At 36.2% G+C, this 15,706-nt stretch carries 10 protein-coding genes; all 10 read left to right on the forward strand.

Annotation, left to right across the window (positions count from 1 at the left end; genetic code table 11):
* Positions 1-3: 3 nt before the first annotated feature.
* The 10 genes from BGO84_RS03505 (at position 4) to BGO84_RS03550 (ending at position 15,696) form a co-directional block, all read left to right on the forward strand.
* Positions 4-2,079 carry a family 20 glycosylhydrolase gene (locus BGO84_RS03505; protein WP_291027684.1) on the forward strand — a complete coding sequence of 692 codons (2,076 nt, stop codon included), beginning with the start codon at positions 4-6 and terminating at the stop codon, positions 2,077-2,079.
* A 33-nt stretch (positions 2,080-2,112) separates the two neighbouring features.
* Positions 2,113-3,270, forward strand: coding sequence for a DUF5009 domain-containing protein (locus BGO84_RS03510; RefSeq protein ID WP_291027686.1), 1,158 nt, complete (start codon positions 2,113-2,115; stop codon positions 3,268-3,270).
* Positions 3,271-4,887: 1,617 nt separating this feature from the next.
* Positions 4,888-5,451, forward strand: coding sequence for an AraC family transcriptional regulator (locus tag BGO84_RS03515; RefSeq protein ID WP_291027688.1), 564 nt, complete (start codon positions 4,888-4,890; stop codon positions 5,449-5,451).
* A 110-nt stretch (positions 5,452-5,561) separates the two neighbouring features.
* Positions 5,562-6,539 carry an ABC transporter ATP-binding protein gene (locus tag BGO84_RS03520; protein WP_291027690.1) on the forward strand — a complete coding sequence of 326 codons (978 nt, stop codon included), beginning with the start codon at positions 5,562-5,564 and terminating at the stop codon, positions 6,537-6,539.
* 7 nt (positions 6,540-6,546) lie between these two features.
* Entirely contained in the window at positions 6,547-7,338 is a 792-nt protein-coding gene (locus BGO84_RS03525; protein WP_291027692.1) for an ABC transporter permease, read from the forward strand.
* A 347-nt stretch (positions 7,339-7,685) separates the two neighbouring features.
* Entirely contained in the window at positions 7,686-8,162 is a 477-nt protein-coding gene (locus tag BGO84_RS03530; RefSeq protein WP_291027694.1) for a hypothetical protein, read from the forward strand.
* A gap of 125 nt (positions 8,163-8,287) precedes the next feature.
* Complete coding sequence (locus BGO84_RS03535; RefSeq protein ID WP_291027696.1) at positions 8,288-8,662, forward strand: rhodanese-like domain-containing protein; 375 nt, start codon at positions 8,288-8,290, stop codon at positions 8,660-8,662.
* Positions 8,663-8,684: 22 nt separating this feature from the next.
* A complete protein-coding gene (locus BGO84_RS03540) occupies positions 8,685-12,509 on the forward strand; it encodes an efflux RND transporter permease subunit (protein WP_291027698.1) in 3,825 nt (1,274 codons plus the stop codon).
* Between the two features lie 11 nt (positions 12,510-12,520).
* The gene (locus tag BGO84_RS03545; protein ID WP_291027700.1) at positions 12,521-14,005 is read left to right on the forward strand and encodes a TolC family protein; all 1,485 of its coding nucleotides are present in this window, start codon (positions 12,521-12,523) and stop codon (positions 14,003-14,005) included.
* A 14-nt stretch (positions 14,006-14,019) separates the two neighbouring features.
* Positions 14,020-15,696, forward strand: coding sequence for an efflux RND transporter periplasmic adaptor subunit (locus BGO84_RS03550; RefSeq protein WP_291027702.1), 1,677 nt, complete (start codon positions 14,020-14,022; stop codon positions 15,694-15,696).
* Positions 15,697-15,706 lie beyond the last annotated feature (10 nt).

Below are 15,706 nucleotides of genomic sequence, written 5' to 3' on the forward strand. Positions count from 1 at the left end.
ATCATGAATAAATATAAATTGTTCTTTTTTATTTTCGCACTGATGAATATCAGTTTTTATACTTGTTATGGAGCTGAAATAGAAGATACAGGCTCTATTAAGATTATACCCTTCCCTCAGGAAATTGTTCTTCATAAAGGGAAATTTTGTATGACATCAGCTACGCCCATTTATACAAATCTTGAAGGAAAAGAGAAAAAGCTGATTCTCGATTTTGTGAAGCAATCTCCTCTTCGGTTAAGTAATGAGACCAATAATACAAAACAGGGAGGTCTACAATTGATTATTACAGAGAATAAAGGGAATATTTCTGAGGCTTACCATTTGACAATCAGCCCTTCGGGTATCAAAATTGAGGCGTCAGCAAGCGTGGGAATCTTCTATGGCTTGCAATCTCTACTTCAACTTGCGGAGCAATACGGAGCTCAGAATATTCCGGCACTAACAATCCAGGATGCACCGTATCTCAACCATCGCGGATTAATGATAGATGTATCTCGTCATTTCTTCTCTAAAGATTTTCTGAAGAAACAATTGGATCTGATGGCTTACTACAAGATGAATCGTTTTCATTGGCATTTGGTCGATGGTACGGGGTGGCGTGTAGAGATAAAAAAATATCCTCAACTTACACAGCAGGCAGCATGGCGCCCATACGAAAATCTTGTGGAGTGGTCTGATAAAGGGCGGCAATATTGTGAAAAAAGCCCAAACGCCTACGGAGTTTATTATACTCAGGAAGATGTAAAAGAAATTGTAGCATATGCTTCGAGCAAATATATTACAGTCATTCCCGAAATAGAGATGCCGGGGCACAGTGAAGAAGTATTGGCTGTATTTCCTCAACTATCATGTGCCGGAAAAGCTTATGTCAATAGTGATTTTTGTATAGGCAATCCAGAAACATTTATCTTTTTAGAGGATGTATTGACCGAAATAATGGCTTTGTTTCCTTCCGAATACATTCATATAGGAGGTGATGAAGCAGAGAAAAAGGGTTGGCAATCCTGTTCTAAATGCGCAGATTTAATGGAAAAAAAAGGGTTGAAAGATGTAGATGAATTGCAAAGCTATATGATTCATCATATCGAAACCTTCTTAAACAAAAATGGGCGCAGACTTTTGGGGTGGGATGAAATAATGCAGGGAGGATTAGCCCCAAATGCAACAGTGATGTCATGGCGTGGCGAAGAATATGGTATAAAAGCTGTACAAGCGGGGCATGATGCCATTATGACCCCTATAAAATATTGCTATTTCAACTTCTATCAGGATGCCCCTGAATCGCATGTGTTATCTTGGGCAGGATATACCCCCATTGAGAAGGTTTACTCTTACAATCCTGTACCAGACTCTGTGAATGTCGAAGAGAAGAAACATATATTGGGTGTACAAGCGAATGTATGGACGGAATATATACCAACAGAAAATATCGCCGAAATGATGATCTGGCCGAGAGCATTAGCCATCGCTGAAACTGGCTGGACACAACCGGATAAAAAATCGTTCAGCCGATTTAAAGAAAATGCATTGAATGCTGTCGAGTACCTGAAAAACAAGGGCTATAATCCCTTTGATCTGAAGCATGAAGTAGGTGAGCGCAAAGAATATTATGATACGCTGAAACATTTGGCCATAGGAAAGCCTGTTGAATATAAACAGCCATTTTCGGATGAGTATCCGGCAGGAGGAAAAGATGCATTAGTAAATGGTTTACAAGGGGGATGGTCGTGTGATAATAACCGATGGCAAGGTTTTATAAACAATGGGATGGATGTTGTTATCGATTTGCAAACTACGCAGACCGTTCATTCAATACAAGCTACTTTCATGCAAGATGCCTTTGGTTGGTGTTGGATGCCCAAAGATGTGGAAATATACACTTCGGCAGACAGCCAAAACTTCACATTACTTTCTACTGTCACAAATGATATTCCATTTACACAGGTAGGTTTCTTTCTGAAAGAATTTGCATGGAAAGGAAATGTAGAGGCTCGATATATACGGTATGTTGCTAATCCGGACAAAAGCAATACAAAAGTAGGATTTATCTTTACCGATGAAATCGTTGTAAGATAATCTATTTCAATAACTAAATCAAGTTATAAATCAATGTCAACAAAACTTGTAAACTTAAATAATCGACTTTTATCCTTAGATGTAATGAGGGGGATAACCATTGCCGGTATGATTATGGTAAACAATCCCGGATCATGGGAATACGTTTATGCTCCATTGAGGCATGCAGAGTGGAATGGGCTAACGCCAACCGATCTGGTTTTCCCTTTTTTTATGTTTATAATGGGAATATCTTGTTATGCCTCGCTGCGTAAATTCGATTTTGAACCTACTAAACAGGTTATTAGCAAAATATTGAAACGAACATTTCTTATTTTCTTTGTCGGATTATTTTTAGCATGGCTTGGGCTATCTGTTTCCACTTTCTTTCAATTGAAAAGCACAGGTTTACCATTCTTTCATCTTCTGGAACTTTCGGTAACGAACTTTGAACATCTTCGCATATTGGGGGTAATGCAACGATTAGCTCTTTGCTATGGAGTGGCATCTTTGATTATTATATTCGTTAAGCATAGGTACATTCCATACATAATTGCCATAGGCCTTGTCTGCTATTTCTTGATTCTTATTTTTGGGAATGGATTTCAGTCCGACGAAAGTAATATTTTAGGAATAATAGATCGCTATATTTTGGGTGAACAACACATGTATATAGAGCACGGGGTAGAACCCGAAGGTATTTTGAGTACTATTACATCTGTTTGCCATGTATTGATCGGTTTCTTATGTGGTAAAATGTTGATAACAATCAAAGACAATAAAGACCGCATGTTAAATCTGTTTTTATGTGGAACTATACTTCTGTTTTTGGGCTTTTTGTTAAACTATGGTTGTCCGATTAATAAAAAAATCTGGTCACCCACCTTTGTCCTTACTACATGCGGATCGGGAGCACTGTTACTATCATTGTTGATCTGGATTATTGATGTGAAAGGATATAAATCGTGGAGTCTTTTCTTTCAATCCTTCGGAGTTAATCCTCTTGCAATCTATGTATTTGCGGGTATAGTCTCTGTTTTAGTTGATTCTATTCCTTTGAATAATACTGGATTTGGTTTTAAAAGTTGGTTATATGCAATTCTAGCAAGGAATATAGACCCTTATCTGGCTTCATTTTCTTTGGCTTTACTATTCATTGCGGTTTGTTGGGGATTGGCGCATTTTTTGTATAGAAAGAATATATATATATAAAGCTCTGATATTTGATCTTCTTGATATATATTAATATTAAAGACAAAGAAGCTGTCCCAAAATTTGAGTCTCAGCTTCTTTCTCTATAATTTTTCTGTTTATACTTAGGTTCCTGTAGAGCTGCATAGGTATCTAACAACTTCTACTTTCTAAGCAGAAGTTTACATTGACAAAACTACTACTGAAAGCCAATTTATTATATGTAAAATATTGAATTATATAGAATAAGCTACGATAAAAGTGGGGTATTCTCTTTCATTCTTGAAGTCGCACGGATGAGCCTTTTTGACCGCTTTTTAATGGTATTTTTTGCTAAGGTCTGAAAACAAAAAAGTCCTGAATTCTGTTGAATTTCAGGACTTTTCTTCGATTTGTAAATCTTATTGGCGGTATGGACGGGATCCATTATTTTTTAGTTAAAAAACTGCATATCAAATATTTGTCTCACCTAATTTTGCAAAGGTGAACACTTTGTAATATTTCAAAATATCACATTTTGTCTTAGTATAAGACACACTTGTCCGTACATTAGTTACTCATTACAAATATAATATATTTTAATTATATGCCAAAATTTGAAGAAGTACTTAGCTATATCAGCTAATATTTTCAAAATAAAAAGTCTTACACTGAATTTAGAGAGAGGCATGTGAACCTTTCTCCTTATATCGTACTTTTCAGTGTATTATAATTTCAAAGAAACTGTTGGTTACGAATTAGCAACGCTTTTTTACAGCATTTTAAGCAGTTATTGTCTATGAATTGTCTGCCTCATGGCTAGGTTCAAAGATAGCAAAAACTAATATTTATTCACTTCAATTTCAATCTTTATTTAGCTCCTTTCCACATCGAAAATATTAATTAGGGCATATATTATCTATTACTATCAAGAATTTTAAGACAATACTTTCATCATTACAGAGCAACAGATCGCAACATTTATCGTATATTAATTATTACATTAATAAATGAAGAATCTAAATTAATAAATCTGCAGAATGTAATTATGAACTTAGTATTTGGACTACGCATAGTAGATATACGCCTACGCTTAATATGATAAGTAAAGACAAATATATGCGACAATAAGCTACATAATTAGTTTGGGAGGACTACGTGTTGATATCGATAAAATAAGTAGTAGTAATGGTTTAATCTGATCCAAAACAATCAGCTTTGCAATAACTACACTTATGGGCTGCTGCCATACACTCCTAGTTTTTGTGGAGTAAATTATAAAAAGAAAAAAGACAAATACAGCAATCATGGTGCTGATCAGATAACATCTGTTCAGATGTACATTTCGAAGTTTCAGAACAAAAATGGCTGTGATCTATGAATATGAAGTGTCGCGGTTTCGTTAGTACTATACTAATGAAAATACTTATTAATACAACTGCAACTTTCTTTCTATATATCATATAGCACCTATTTCTTTTCCTTGTAAGAGTAATATTATATATGAATAATATAATCACGTATTTCAATTAAAGCCACATGGTTAACTTTTATTTTGAGAAGATAGTATCTTCTATTAAAAACTGAAAAATACAACAACTAAATATTATCAAAGCATATATTAATTTGTAGTTTTGTTATATAATCAATAATGGGAATATGGCTGTAATATTTATAAAAAACATGGTATGCAATCGCTGTATATTGGTGATAAATGCTGAATTGGAAAAAATTGGCATTAAAGTGAACAGCATTAAACTGGGTGAGGTTTCTTTGGAAAAAGAACTATCTAAAGATGAGAAGAACAAATTAATTAATAGCCTAAATTTATTAGGATTTGAACTGATTAATGATTTCCGAAGCCAAATTATTGAACAAATTAAAAATATTATCATCCGATGTGTTCATTACGAAGAAGACAGTCTGAAATTAAATCTTTCTGAAATATTGAGCACTGAATTACACCATGATTATCGTTATTTATCAAATATCTTTTCTAAGATAGAGGGTATCACTATCGAAAAATATTTAATTGCACAGAGGATCGAAAGAGTTAAAGAATTATTGGTCTACGATGAGCTATCTTTGAATGAAATAGCCTTTCGACTTAATTACTCTAGTGTTGCATATCTTAGTAACCAATTTAAAAAAACTACAGGACTCACTCCAAGTCATTTTAAACAAATAAAAGAGGATAAAAGAAAACCATTAGATGAGGTGTAAATCTTACAAATCATTTCTATAATTCTACAACATAAACTATCTGCTTATATATAATTTTGTTCCATAAAGTTAAGTGGACATAAAATATAATCATATAAGACGTTAATTGTATGAAAGAATTGAAATCAGAAACTATTCTTGAGGTAAAGAATCTTAAGAAAGTATACATCAAAAAGAATGGAGATCCACATATTGCTGTCAATGAAATATCCTTTGAGCTAATGAAAGGGGAAATATTCTCATTCTTAGGGCCTAACGGTGCTGGAAAAAGTACAACGATTAATATGTTAACAGCTCAACTAACCCCAACATCAGGAGAAATTCTTTTTCAAGGTCAGTCTTTAAAAGATAATCCAATTTTCGCGAAGAGTAAAGTCGGGGTAGTCGCTCAACATAATAATCTAGACAGAGGGCTCACTGCTCGTGAGAATTTAATTTATCATGGACAGTATTTTGGGATGAGCCAAGCAGAAGCAGCAAATCGGGCTGATGAACTACTTGAAAGTTTTGGTCTTACAGATTGGAAGAATGATTACGTCAAAAGTTTTTCAGGAGGAATGGCACAACGATTAAAAATAGCCAGAGCAATAATGCACCAACCTGAAATTTTATTCTTGGATGAACCTACTACAGGACTGGATCCCGCCTATCGGGAAGTTCTATGGCAACAAGTGTTAAGATTGAATAAAGAATTTAATACAACTGTATTTCTTACAACTCATTATATGGAGGAGCCAGAGCGTTTTTCAGATAAAGTAGCTATTTACAACAAGGGAGTAATTAAAGCGATCGGAACGGTACAAGAGTTAAGAGAATTAGTTCCTTCCCAAACGATTATTTCTATTACTTTAGATTATGTGACAGAAGAAATTGTAGATGAAGTAAAAAAGCTGCCAAACGTAATTAGTCTGAGTGTCAAGGATGAAAAGAACTGTATAATATATGCTGAAAACAGTAAGACTGTGCTTAATGAACTCCTTATATGGATCGAAAATAAACATCTTAGCCTAGAAAGTATCAATCTTAGTGCTACCACCTTGGATGATATATTTATATATCTGACAACTAATGATAAAAAAAATAACTAAAGAGGTTATGGAAAAGAAATTAAATCAGTTGAATGTGTTTAAAATAATGGTAAGACGGGATTTGCTTATCCAAAGCCGAGATTGGAAAGAATTTGTCTTTAGAGTAGGTATGTTACCTTTTATTTTGATTTTAACATATGGGTTTATACTACCCCAAATAGGAATATTGGATATTGATTTTCCGAATCAAATGTTTCCCGGTGTACTAGGTATGAGTTTGTTAGTTACAGGAATTCATGGAACAGCTGTGCCTTTAGCTATGGATTTTAACAACACGCGAGAAATAGAAGATAGACTTCAAGCTCCCGTCAATGTAAAGATTGTAGCTTGGGCGAAAATGTTTGTAGGTATAATTGAGTCTTGGATTGGAGCCCTGATTGTGCTACCTATATCTTTAATATTTATGGGTAGTCATCTCAATATTTCACTAGATGTAGCAAGTGGCCTTTTTTTATTTGTTGTACTATTACTTAGTTCTATTACATCTGCGACATTAGGATTATTAGTTGGAACCATCGTGAAACCAACCCAAATAGCAGCTATGTTCCCTGGTTTTTTAATGCCTCTAATATTCACTGGAGCTATATTTTTCAATTGGTCAGCACTTCAAACAATTCCTGTAATAAAATATCTGACTCTGATTAATCCATTAGTATATATCAATGAAGCATTACGCTTTATTCTTAATTCATCAGGGGAAACAATGCCTCTAATATTCAGTCTATCTGGTATTGTGATATTTACTCTAATTATGGGGTATTACGGAATGAAACGATTTATTAAAATGGCAAATAGATAAATAGCCTTTATCGTTCGAAACATGCCATTAATTTCAATATTATATATATGAAATACAGATATAAGTTCCATTAGTAATAATCAATATTTTAGTCGTACTAAGTTAGAAGAGTAAATTTATTATTCGATAACAAACCTTTACGACAACAATATACAGTAAGGTTTAATTTTACTGTATATTGTTTTATTAATATCAGAATCGAAATGAAGATGTTTACACATAACGTTTAAGCTATATATTGTAAAAATAGACCACATCATCTCTTTTTATAGATTTTTATATCTAATATTTGATGTATATGTATATATTTGTATGTTAAGATATTTTATAGTAAATATGTTTAGTTAATGAAACGGTTTTTATCAGTATTACTTTCACTTATAACACTTATAATCCTTGTCGCAGGGGCTCATCCCGTGCTGGCAATGCATTTTTGTGCGGGTGATTTCTATTCTGTTAATTTAGCTAAACCCAATCAGACCAATCATTCTTGTTGTGATAAGATGAAGAACATGTCTAAAGACAACTGCGAAAATGAGCCTAAGTCTGATCATACATCACAAACATCACTTGTAGAAGATTATAATAATTGCTGTTCTTTTAATCATGTACAATTGTCTACAGATGATTATAACTATCAAGTTCAGCAAACGAACTTGAATAATACACTGCCATTCTTTATAAATGTTTGGTTTGTGTTTTATTCAATATTCAAGGATTTTGAGTTTGATAGTACAGTTACGATCAAACATATTTTTCCTCCTGGAGGTCTGAGTAAATTAAATATAGATTTACTCTCCTATATTTGTATCTACCGCATTTGATTTTATAAGTAGAGTAACTTTTTAGTTACCAAACTGCGATTTATCCGTTTAACAAATCAGCTTTAATTACTGTTTTGTTTGGTGGATGTACCCCGTCGTACCTATGCTTATAAAATTAAAATATAATGAAACCATATTATTTTTTAATAGGCTTGGCATTCCTACCAACCTACATTCAGGCTCAAGATTCAGGTGAAACAATATATCGAACAGATTCTATTGTAATTCATTCTGAAAATTCAATCTATTCATTGTCCTTAAACTCAACACTCATTGTTGATGTTAGGGCTCATATAGAATTCTTTGAGGCACACTTCCCTGGTGCAGTCAATTTGCCCTTAGACAACCTAGCTGAATCAAAAGAGTTTTTACTCAAATATGAAAATGTAGTTGTTGTCTGTCGTACAGGAAATAGGAGTAAAATAGCTAAGAATATTCTCACAAAACTGGGACTATCAAATGTACACGATGGCGGAAATTGGCAAACTTTAAAAGAATAAATAAACGTAAATAATTCTTACTATGCTTAACAAGATTATTAAGTATTTTTTAAATAACAGATTAATAACAATGTTATTACTGGTTATTCTAATTGTTTGGGGATTATCAACAGCTCCTTTTAATTGGCACGGAGGATTACTACCTAGTGATCCAGTGCCTGTGGATGCAATCCCCGATATCGGAGAAAACCAACAGATTGTAGCATCCGAATGGATGGGACGTTCACCGAAAGATATTCAGGATCAGATAACTTATCCACTGACAACATCCCTATTAGGGATACCCGGGGTAAAAACCATCCGTAGTACATCCATGTTCGGAATGTCTTTCATCTATATCATATTTGATGACAATATAGAATTTTACTGGAGTCGTTCTCGTATTCTGGAAAAACTAAACTCTCTCCCAGCCGGAACACTTCCAGAAGGGGTACAACCTAATTTAGGACCAGACGCAACCGCTTTAGGTCAGATATTTTGGTATACATTGGAAGGTCGTAATCCTGAAACGGGAAAACCGACCGGAGGTTGGGATCCTGATGAATTAAGAACTGTTCAGGATTTTTATGCCAAATATTCTATTTCATCAGCCGAAGGGGTCTCAGAAGTAGCTTCTATCGGTGGATATATCAAAGAGTATCAGGTTGAGATAAATCCTAACTCGATGCGTGCTTACAACGTATCTATAATGGATGTGATGAATGCCGTCCAAAAGAGTAATCTTGATATCGGTGCTGAAACTGTTGAAATTAATAAAGCTGAGTATCTGGTGAGAGGATTGGGATACATAAAAAAAGTATCAGATCTGGAAGAAGCTGTAATTACTGTCCGAAACGGAGTTCCCGTTAAAATAAAAGATGTGGCATTTGTCAATCTTGGACCTGCTACCCGTCGGGGAGGACTGGATAAAGAAGGGGTCGAAGCTGTCGGAGGTGTTGTGGTTGCCCGTTACGGATCTAATCCGATGCAGGTTATACAAAATGTAAAAGACAAGATCAAAGAAATGGAAGCCGGTCTTCCACAAAAAACGTTAGCAGACGGAACTGTTTCCAAGGTGACGGTAGTTCCTTTCTATGACAGATCGGGGTTGATACAGGAAACAATTGGAACGCTTGAAACTGCTCTATCTCACGAAGTTCTTATTTGTATTATTGTAGTTATTGTACTTGTCTTTAACCTGAGGGCTTCGGTTGTGATATCGAGTATCTTACCTATTGCAGTGTTAATGACATTTATTATCATGCGTTATGCAGGAATCGAAGCTAATATTGTGGCACTGTCAGGTATTGCAATAGCTATCGGGGTAATGGTGGATATCGGTGTCGTCTTTGTCGAGAATATTATCCGGCATATGGAAGAGGAATCTAATAAAGGCGTAACAAAAGGAAAAGCATTTGTTGACCTTATATATAAGAGTGTGAGCGAAGTATCGGGTGCATTGTCTACCGCTATGCTTACTACTATTATCAGCTTTCTGCCTGTGTTCGCAATGGAAGCCCAAGAGGGTAAATTATTTAAACCTCTGGCTTATACCAAGACTTTTGCCCTGCTATCAGCATTTTTGTTAGGTATAGCGATGTTACCTACTTTAGCATATTATGTTTTCTCACTTAAGATAAGTTCTAAACTTATTCGTAAGATTTGCAACATTACACTTGTTGTGAGTGGAATTGTCCTGCTTATATTTACTGGGATTGTGCCTGTAATAGGGCTAAGCTTATTCGGGTTGAATAATCTGTTTTCTCATAAATGGAAGAACAGTAAAATACCTACTTATCTAAATGTCGGTATCGCTATCCTCATAGCTGTTTATTATCTGACAATAGAATGGCTACCTGTAGGTACACAAGAAGGTATTCCTATCAACTTTGTGTTTGTTGTATTGGCTATCGCAGTTATATTAGGAATGTTATGGGTATTGGTTATTTATTATGAGCGGATTTTGCATTGGTGCCTTGCACATCGTTGGAAGTTTATGATGATACCTATCATAACAGTGTTCTTCGGTATGATTATCTGGATAGGATTTGACAAAACATTCGGTTTCGTAGCCAATGGCTTCGAAGCAGTAGGTTGGAAAACATTCAGGCAAACAAGTATATGGCAAGCCTCCAGTAATAAATTTCCGGGTATCGGTGAAGAATTTATGCCTAGTTTGAATGAAGGTTCTTTCCTTTTGATGCCTACAAGTATGCCTCATACCGGTATAGAGCAGAATCTAGCATATATTGAAACATTGGATAAACGCATATCCAATATTCCGGAAGTTGAAGTTACTGTCGGCAAATGGGGACGTGTTAACTCAGCTCTAGACCCTGCACCGACACAGATGTTCGAAAACACAATAAATTATCGTCCCGAATATATCTTGGATCAAAACGGACATAGACAACGGTTCAAAGTAAACAGAAAGGGCGAGTTTTTACTTGCTAATGGTTCAGCTCATAACCCTAAAGATGGATTCCGACTCATTCCGGCAGATAGCCTTGTTATAGATAAGAATGGAGACTATTTCCGTCAATGGCGTCCTCAGATAAAAAATACGGATGATATCTGGCAAGAGATTGTGAATGTATCTCATATGCCCGGACTTACTTCTTCGCCGAAGTTACAACCGATAGAAGCCCGTCTGGTCATGTTATCGACCGGAATGAGAGCTCCGATGGGTATAAAAGTATCAGGTCCTGATCTTGAATCTATCGAGAAAGGAGGCAAAGCTTTGGAAGCTGCATTAAAAGATGTTCCGTCGATACTTCCTTCAACTGTATTTTATGATCGAGCAGTGGGAGCACCATATATTGAAATCAAACTGAACCGGGAGAATATGGCTCGGTATGGCATTACAGTAGCCGATCTACAAGAAGTAATTAGTTCTGCTGTTGGTGGCATGCCATTAACTACAACGGTAGAAGGACGTGAACGCTTCCCTGTCAGACTACGCTATCCCCGCGAGTTAAGAGAGAATCCCGAAGAGCTATCTAGACTTATTGTACCCACAGCTACAGGTGCACAGATTCCTCTTAGCGAAGTGGCAGATATAGAATATACCAAAGGGGCACAAATGATACAAAGCGAAAATACCTTCCTGTTGGGATATGTTATTTTCGATAAAGTTGCAGGTAAAGCTGAAGTTGAAGTTGTAAAAGAAGCAGATAAAATATTGACCGAGAAAATCGCTTCGGGAGAAATTCAGCTTCCTAAAGGAGTTTCCTACAAGTTTGCAGGTAATTATGAACAGCAAGAACGTGCAGCCAATCGTTTGCTCATAGTAATACCATTGAGTCTACTGGCTATTTTGCTAATTCTTTATTTCCAATTTAAAACGGTTACAGCGTCACTCATTCACTTCTCGGGTGTTATTGTGGCTTTTGCCGGAGGATTTATTCTGCTTTGGTTATATGGAGAACCTTGGTTTATGAACTTTTCTATGGGAGGATCGAATGTTCGGGACATGTTCCAGATGCATCCTATCAACCTAAGTATAGCTGTATGGGTTGGATTTATAGCCTTGTTTGGTATAGCTACCAACGATGGAGTATTGATGGGTACTTATATACATGACACATTCCTGAAAGAAAATCCTCATACAAAAGATGAAATCAGGGAAGCTGTAGTACATGCAGGATTAAAAAGGGTACGTCCGGCAGCTATGACCACAGCTACTGCATTGATTGCTTTACTACCTGTATTGACTTCTACCGGAAAAGGATCTGATATAATGATCCCTATGGCTATACCAACTTTCGGCGGTATGCTTATTCAATCTATGACCATGTTTGTAGTTCCTGTATTCCAGTGTTGGTGGAGAGAATGGGCTATAAGAAAACATGGAGGTATTAAAGAATAAAAACAAAGCTTATGAAAAGAAATAATATAAAATATTTATTGATTGCATTCATAATAGCAACGTCCTTTATGAATACATATGGACAGAATATAGACTCATTGAGTCATTATTTGCAAGTTGCTGCCCAAAATAATCCTGGAGTAAAAGCCGATTTTTTTGCATATAAGGCTTCCTTGCAAAAGATACCTCAAGAAGGAGCCTATGAAGATCCTCAACTCGAAATAGGCATGTTCCTTCAACCAATGGATATCATAGGCGGAAAACAGGTTGCAGAGTTTAAACTAATGCAAATGTTTCCTTGGTTTGGCACAAAAAAAGCAGCCCAGAAAGAGGCTACGCACATGGCAAAGATGTCTTATGAGAAATTCAGAGAAACAAGAGACAATCTGTACCTTGATGTCTATACCCAATGGTATATCTTATGTAGTTTACAACAACGTTTGGTGAATAACAGGGAAAATAAAGCTTTACTTTCCCAACTCGAAGAACTGGCTGTTCGCAAGTTTGCTTCCCCATCGGGCAATTCATCTACAGGATATTCCATTCCGTCTCCCCCACCTTCGGCAGCAAGTAGCACACCTGTGATTGCAGGCGGAGGTATGTCCGGTATGTCCTCAATGGGAGGTGGTAGCTCTAAATCTTCCTCTATGTCTACATCGCAAGGTAATATGTCCTCAATGGGAGGAGGTTCTACTGGTATGTCTTCTATGGGATCCTCCACATCTGGTATGTCCGATGTCTTACGCATACAATTGGAGATCGCCGAAATTGAAAACAACATAGCCAGCTTATTATCTGAAATAGCGGCAGAAAAAGCCAAATTTAATACTCTATTGAATCGTCATGTGAGCAGTGATATTCAGATCCCCGAATCATTCGAGCAGACACCATTTCTTTTCGATGGAGCATCTATAATGGCTAAAATCGAAAATCAGAATCCGATGCTGGGAATGATAACAGAAGAAGGTCTCTCTTACAAGGCTAAAGCTGAAATGGATAAGAAGATGAGTTATCCGATGTTTGGTATAGGAGTGCAGTATATGCTTAATAAGAAAACTGATGAGACAATGCTTGCAATGGGTGATATGAATGGCAAAGACATGATCATGCCAATGGTATCTGTCAGCATTCCCTTGTACCGAAACAAATACAAAGCTCAGCAGAGGGAGAGTAAATTTTGGTGGCAGGCCAGCCGTGAGAAATATGATAATACCCGCAATACGTTGGAATCAGAATTATATAAAACTAAACACCTTCTTGATGATGCAGCCCGCAAGATTGCCTTGTATAAAAAACAGGAGGAGTTAGCTAAGACAACCTATAATTTGATTATTCAGGAATTTGTTTCAGGTAAAAGTGACCTGACTAATGTAATTCAGGTACAACGGCAGTTACTAGACTATCAGTTAAAAGAAGCGGAATCTATAGCAAGTTACAATACAATGGTAGCCTCTATAGAGAAATTAATTTCATTCAAAAAAGATACGGAACAATAAAAAACTTTCATATTATGGATACGAATAAAATAAAACAAGTGTTCAGAAATAATTATATCAGGTACGGGATTATCCTACTTATAGGCATTCTGTTAGGATGGGTAATATTTTCAGGAGGATCTGACTCTATGCATGCGGAAGATCATTCAGGACATACCCACGAGATGACCACAGATGAAAACGGAAAACAAGTGTGGACTTGCTCGATGCATCCTCAAATAAAAATGGATAAACCGGGTAAGTGTCCGATCTGTGGAATGGATCTGATTCCATTAAAAACAGCAGGAACAGGAGATGCAGCTGTTGACCCGGATGCAATACAAATGTCGAAAGAAGCTGTCGCATTGGCAAATATTCAAACAACAGTTGTAAGCAAACAAAATCCGGTAAAAGAAGTCCGTTTGTATGGTACAGTTCAGGCAGATGAACGCCTATCTCAATCTCAAACCTCTCACGTGAATGGTCGTATAGAAAAGCTATTCATCAACTTTACAGGAGAGAGTGTACATCAGGGACAGACTATTGCCACTATTTATTCTCCGGAGTTATTGAGTGCCCAACAAGAATTACTCGAAGCTGCTAAAATGCAATCTGTTCAGCCAGCCTTATTGCAGGCGGCAAGGGAGAAACTAAGACTCTGGAAATTAACAGATCAACAAATTTCGCGGATAGAACAGTCTAAGACTATTTCGCCATACGTTGAAGTAAAGGCTACAACTAGTGGTATTGTTGTCGGGAAAAAAGTAAGTCAGGGTGATTACGTTAATCAGGGAAATGTACTGTTTGACGTTGCTAATTTTTCAAGAGTGTGGGTTATGTTTGATGCTTACGAGTCGGATCTTCCTTTCTTAAAGGTAGGGGATAAACTTGAATATACACTTCAGGCATTGCCCGGAAAAACATTGTCGGGAAATATTTCTTTTATTAATCCTATATTAGATCCTGTGACACGTACAGCTAAAATACGTATCGAGGCAGCCAATCCGGGAATGCAGTTAAAACCCGAAATGTATGCTAATGCTGTAATTAAGTCACCTCTTAAACAATACGACAATCAGCTAGTCATACCGAAGTCTGCCGTTCTCTGGACAGGTAAACGCTCAATTGTTTATGTAAAACAACCCAATACTGAAACTCCTGCATTTATGCTTCATCAGGTAGAATTAGGACCTTCTTTAGGTGATTCGTATGTGGTCGTTTCAGGTATAAATGACGGCGATGAAATTGTTACTAATGGTGCATTCACAATAGACGCGAGTGCCCAATTAGAAGGAAAGCGCAGTATGATGAACGAGGATTCTGCTCGTCCAGCAACAGGTCATGAAGAACATAATATGACTGGAAATTCTCATGATATGAATCATCATGAGCATCCAGACCATAATACGGCTAAAAATATTCAAACTGAAAAAAAAACAAATACAGAACAGAGTATAATTAGTGTACAAGGACTTTGTGAAATATGTAAAAGCCGTATTGAGAAAGCGGCAAAATCGGTAAATGGAGTGATACTCGCAACATGGAATGAGAAATCAAAACAACTTCAGTTAAACTTTGATCCGACTAAGACATCAATTAATGAGATTAGCAAAGCTATAGCGAATGCAGGACACGACACAAATAAATATAAGGCTCCAAATGCTGTTTATGATGCATTACCGAGCTGCTGTAAATACAGAGTTACTAAATAATCGATTTTTT

Source organism: Dysgonomonas sp. 37-18 (assembly GCF_001899125.1).
Lineage (GTDB): Bacteria > Bacteroidota > Bacteroidia > Bacteroidales > Dysgonomonadaceae > Dysgonomonas.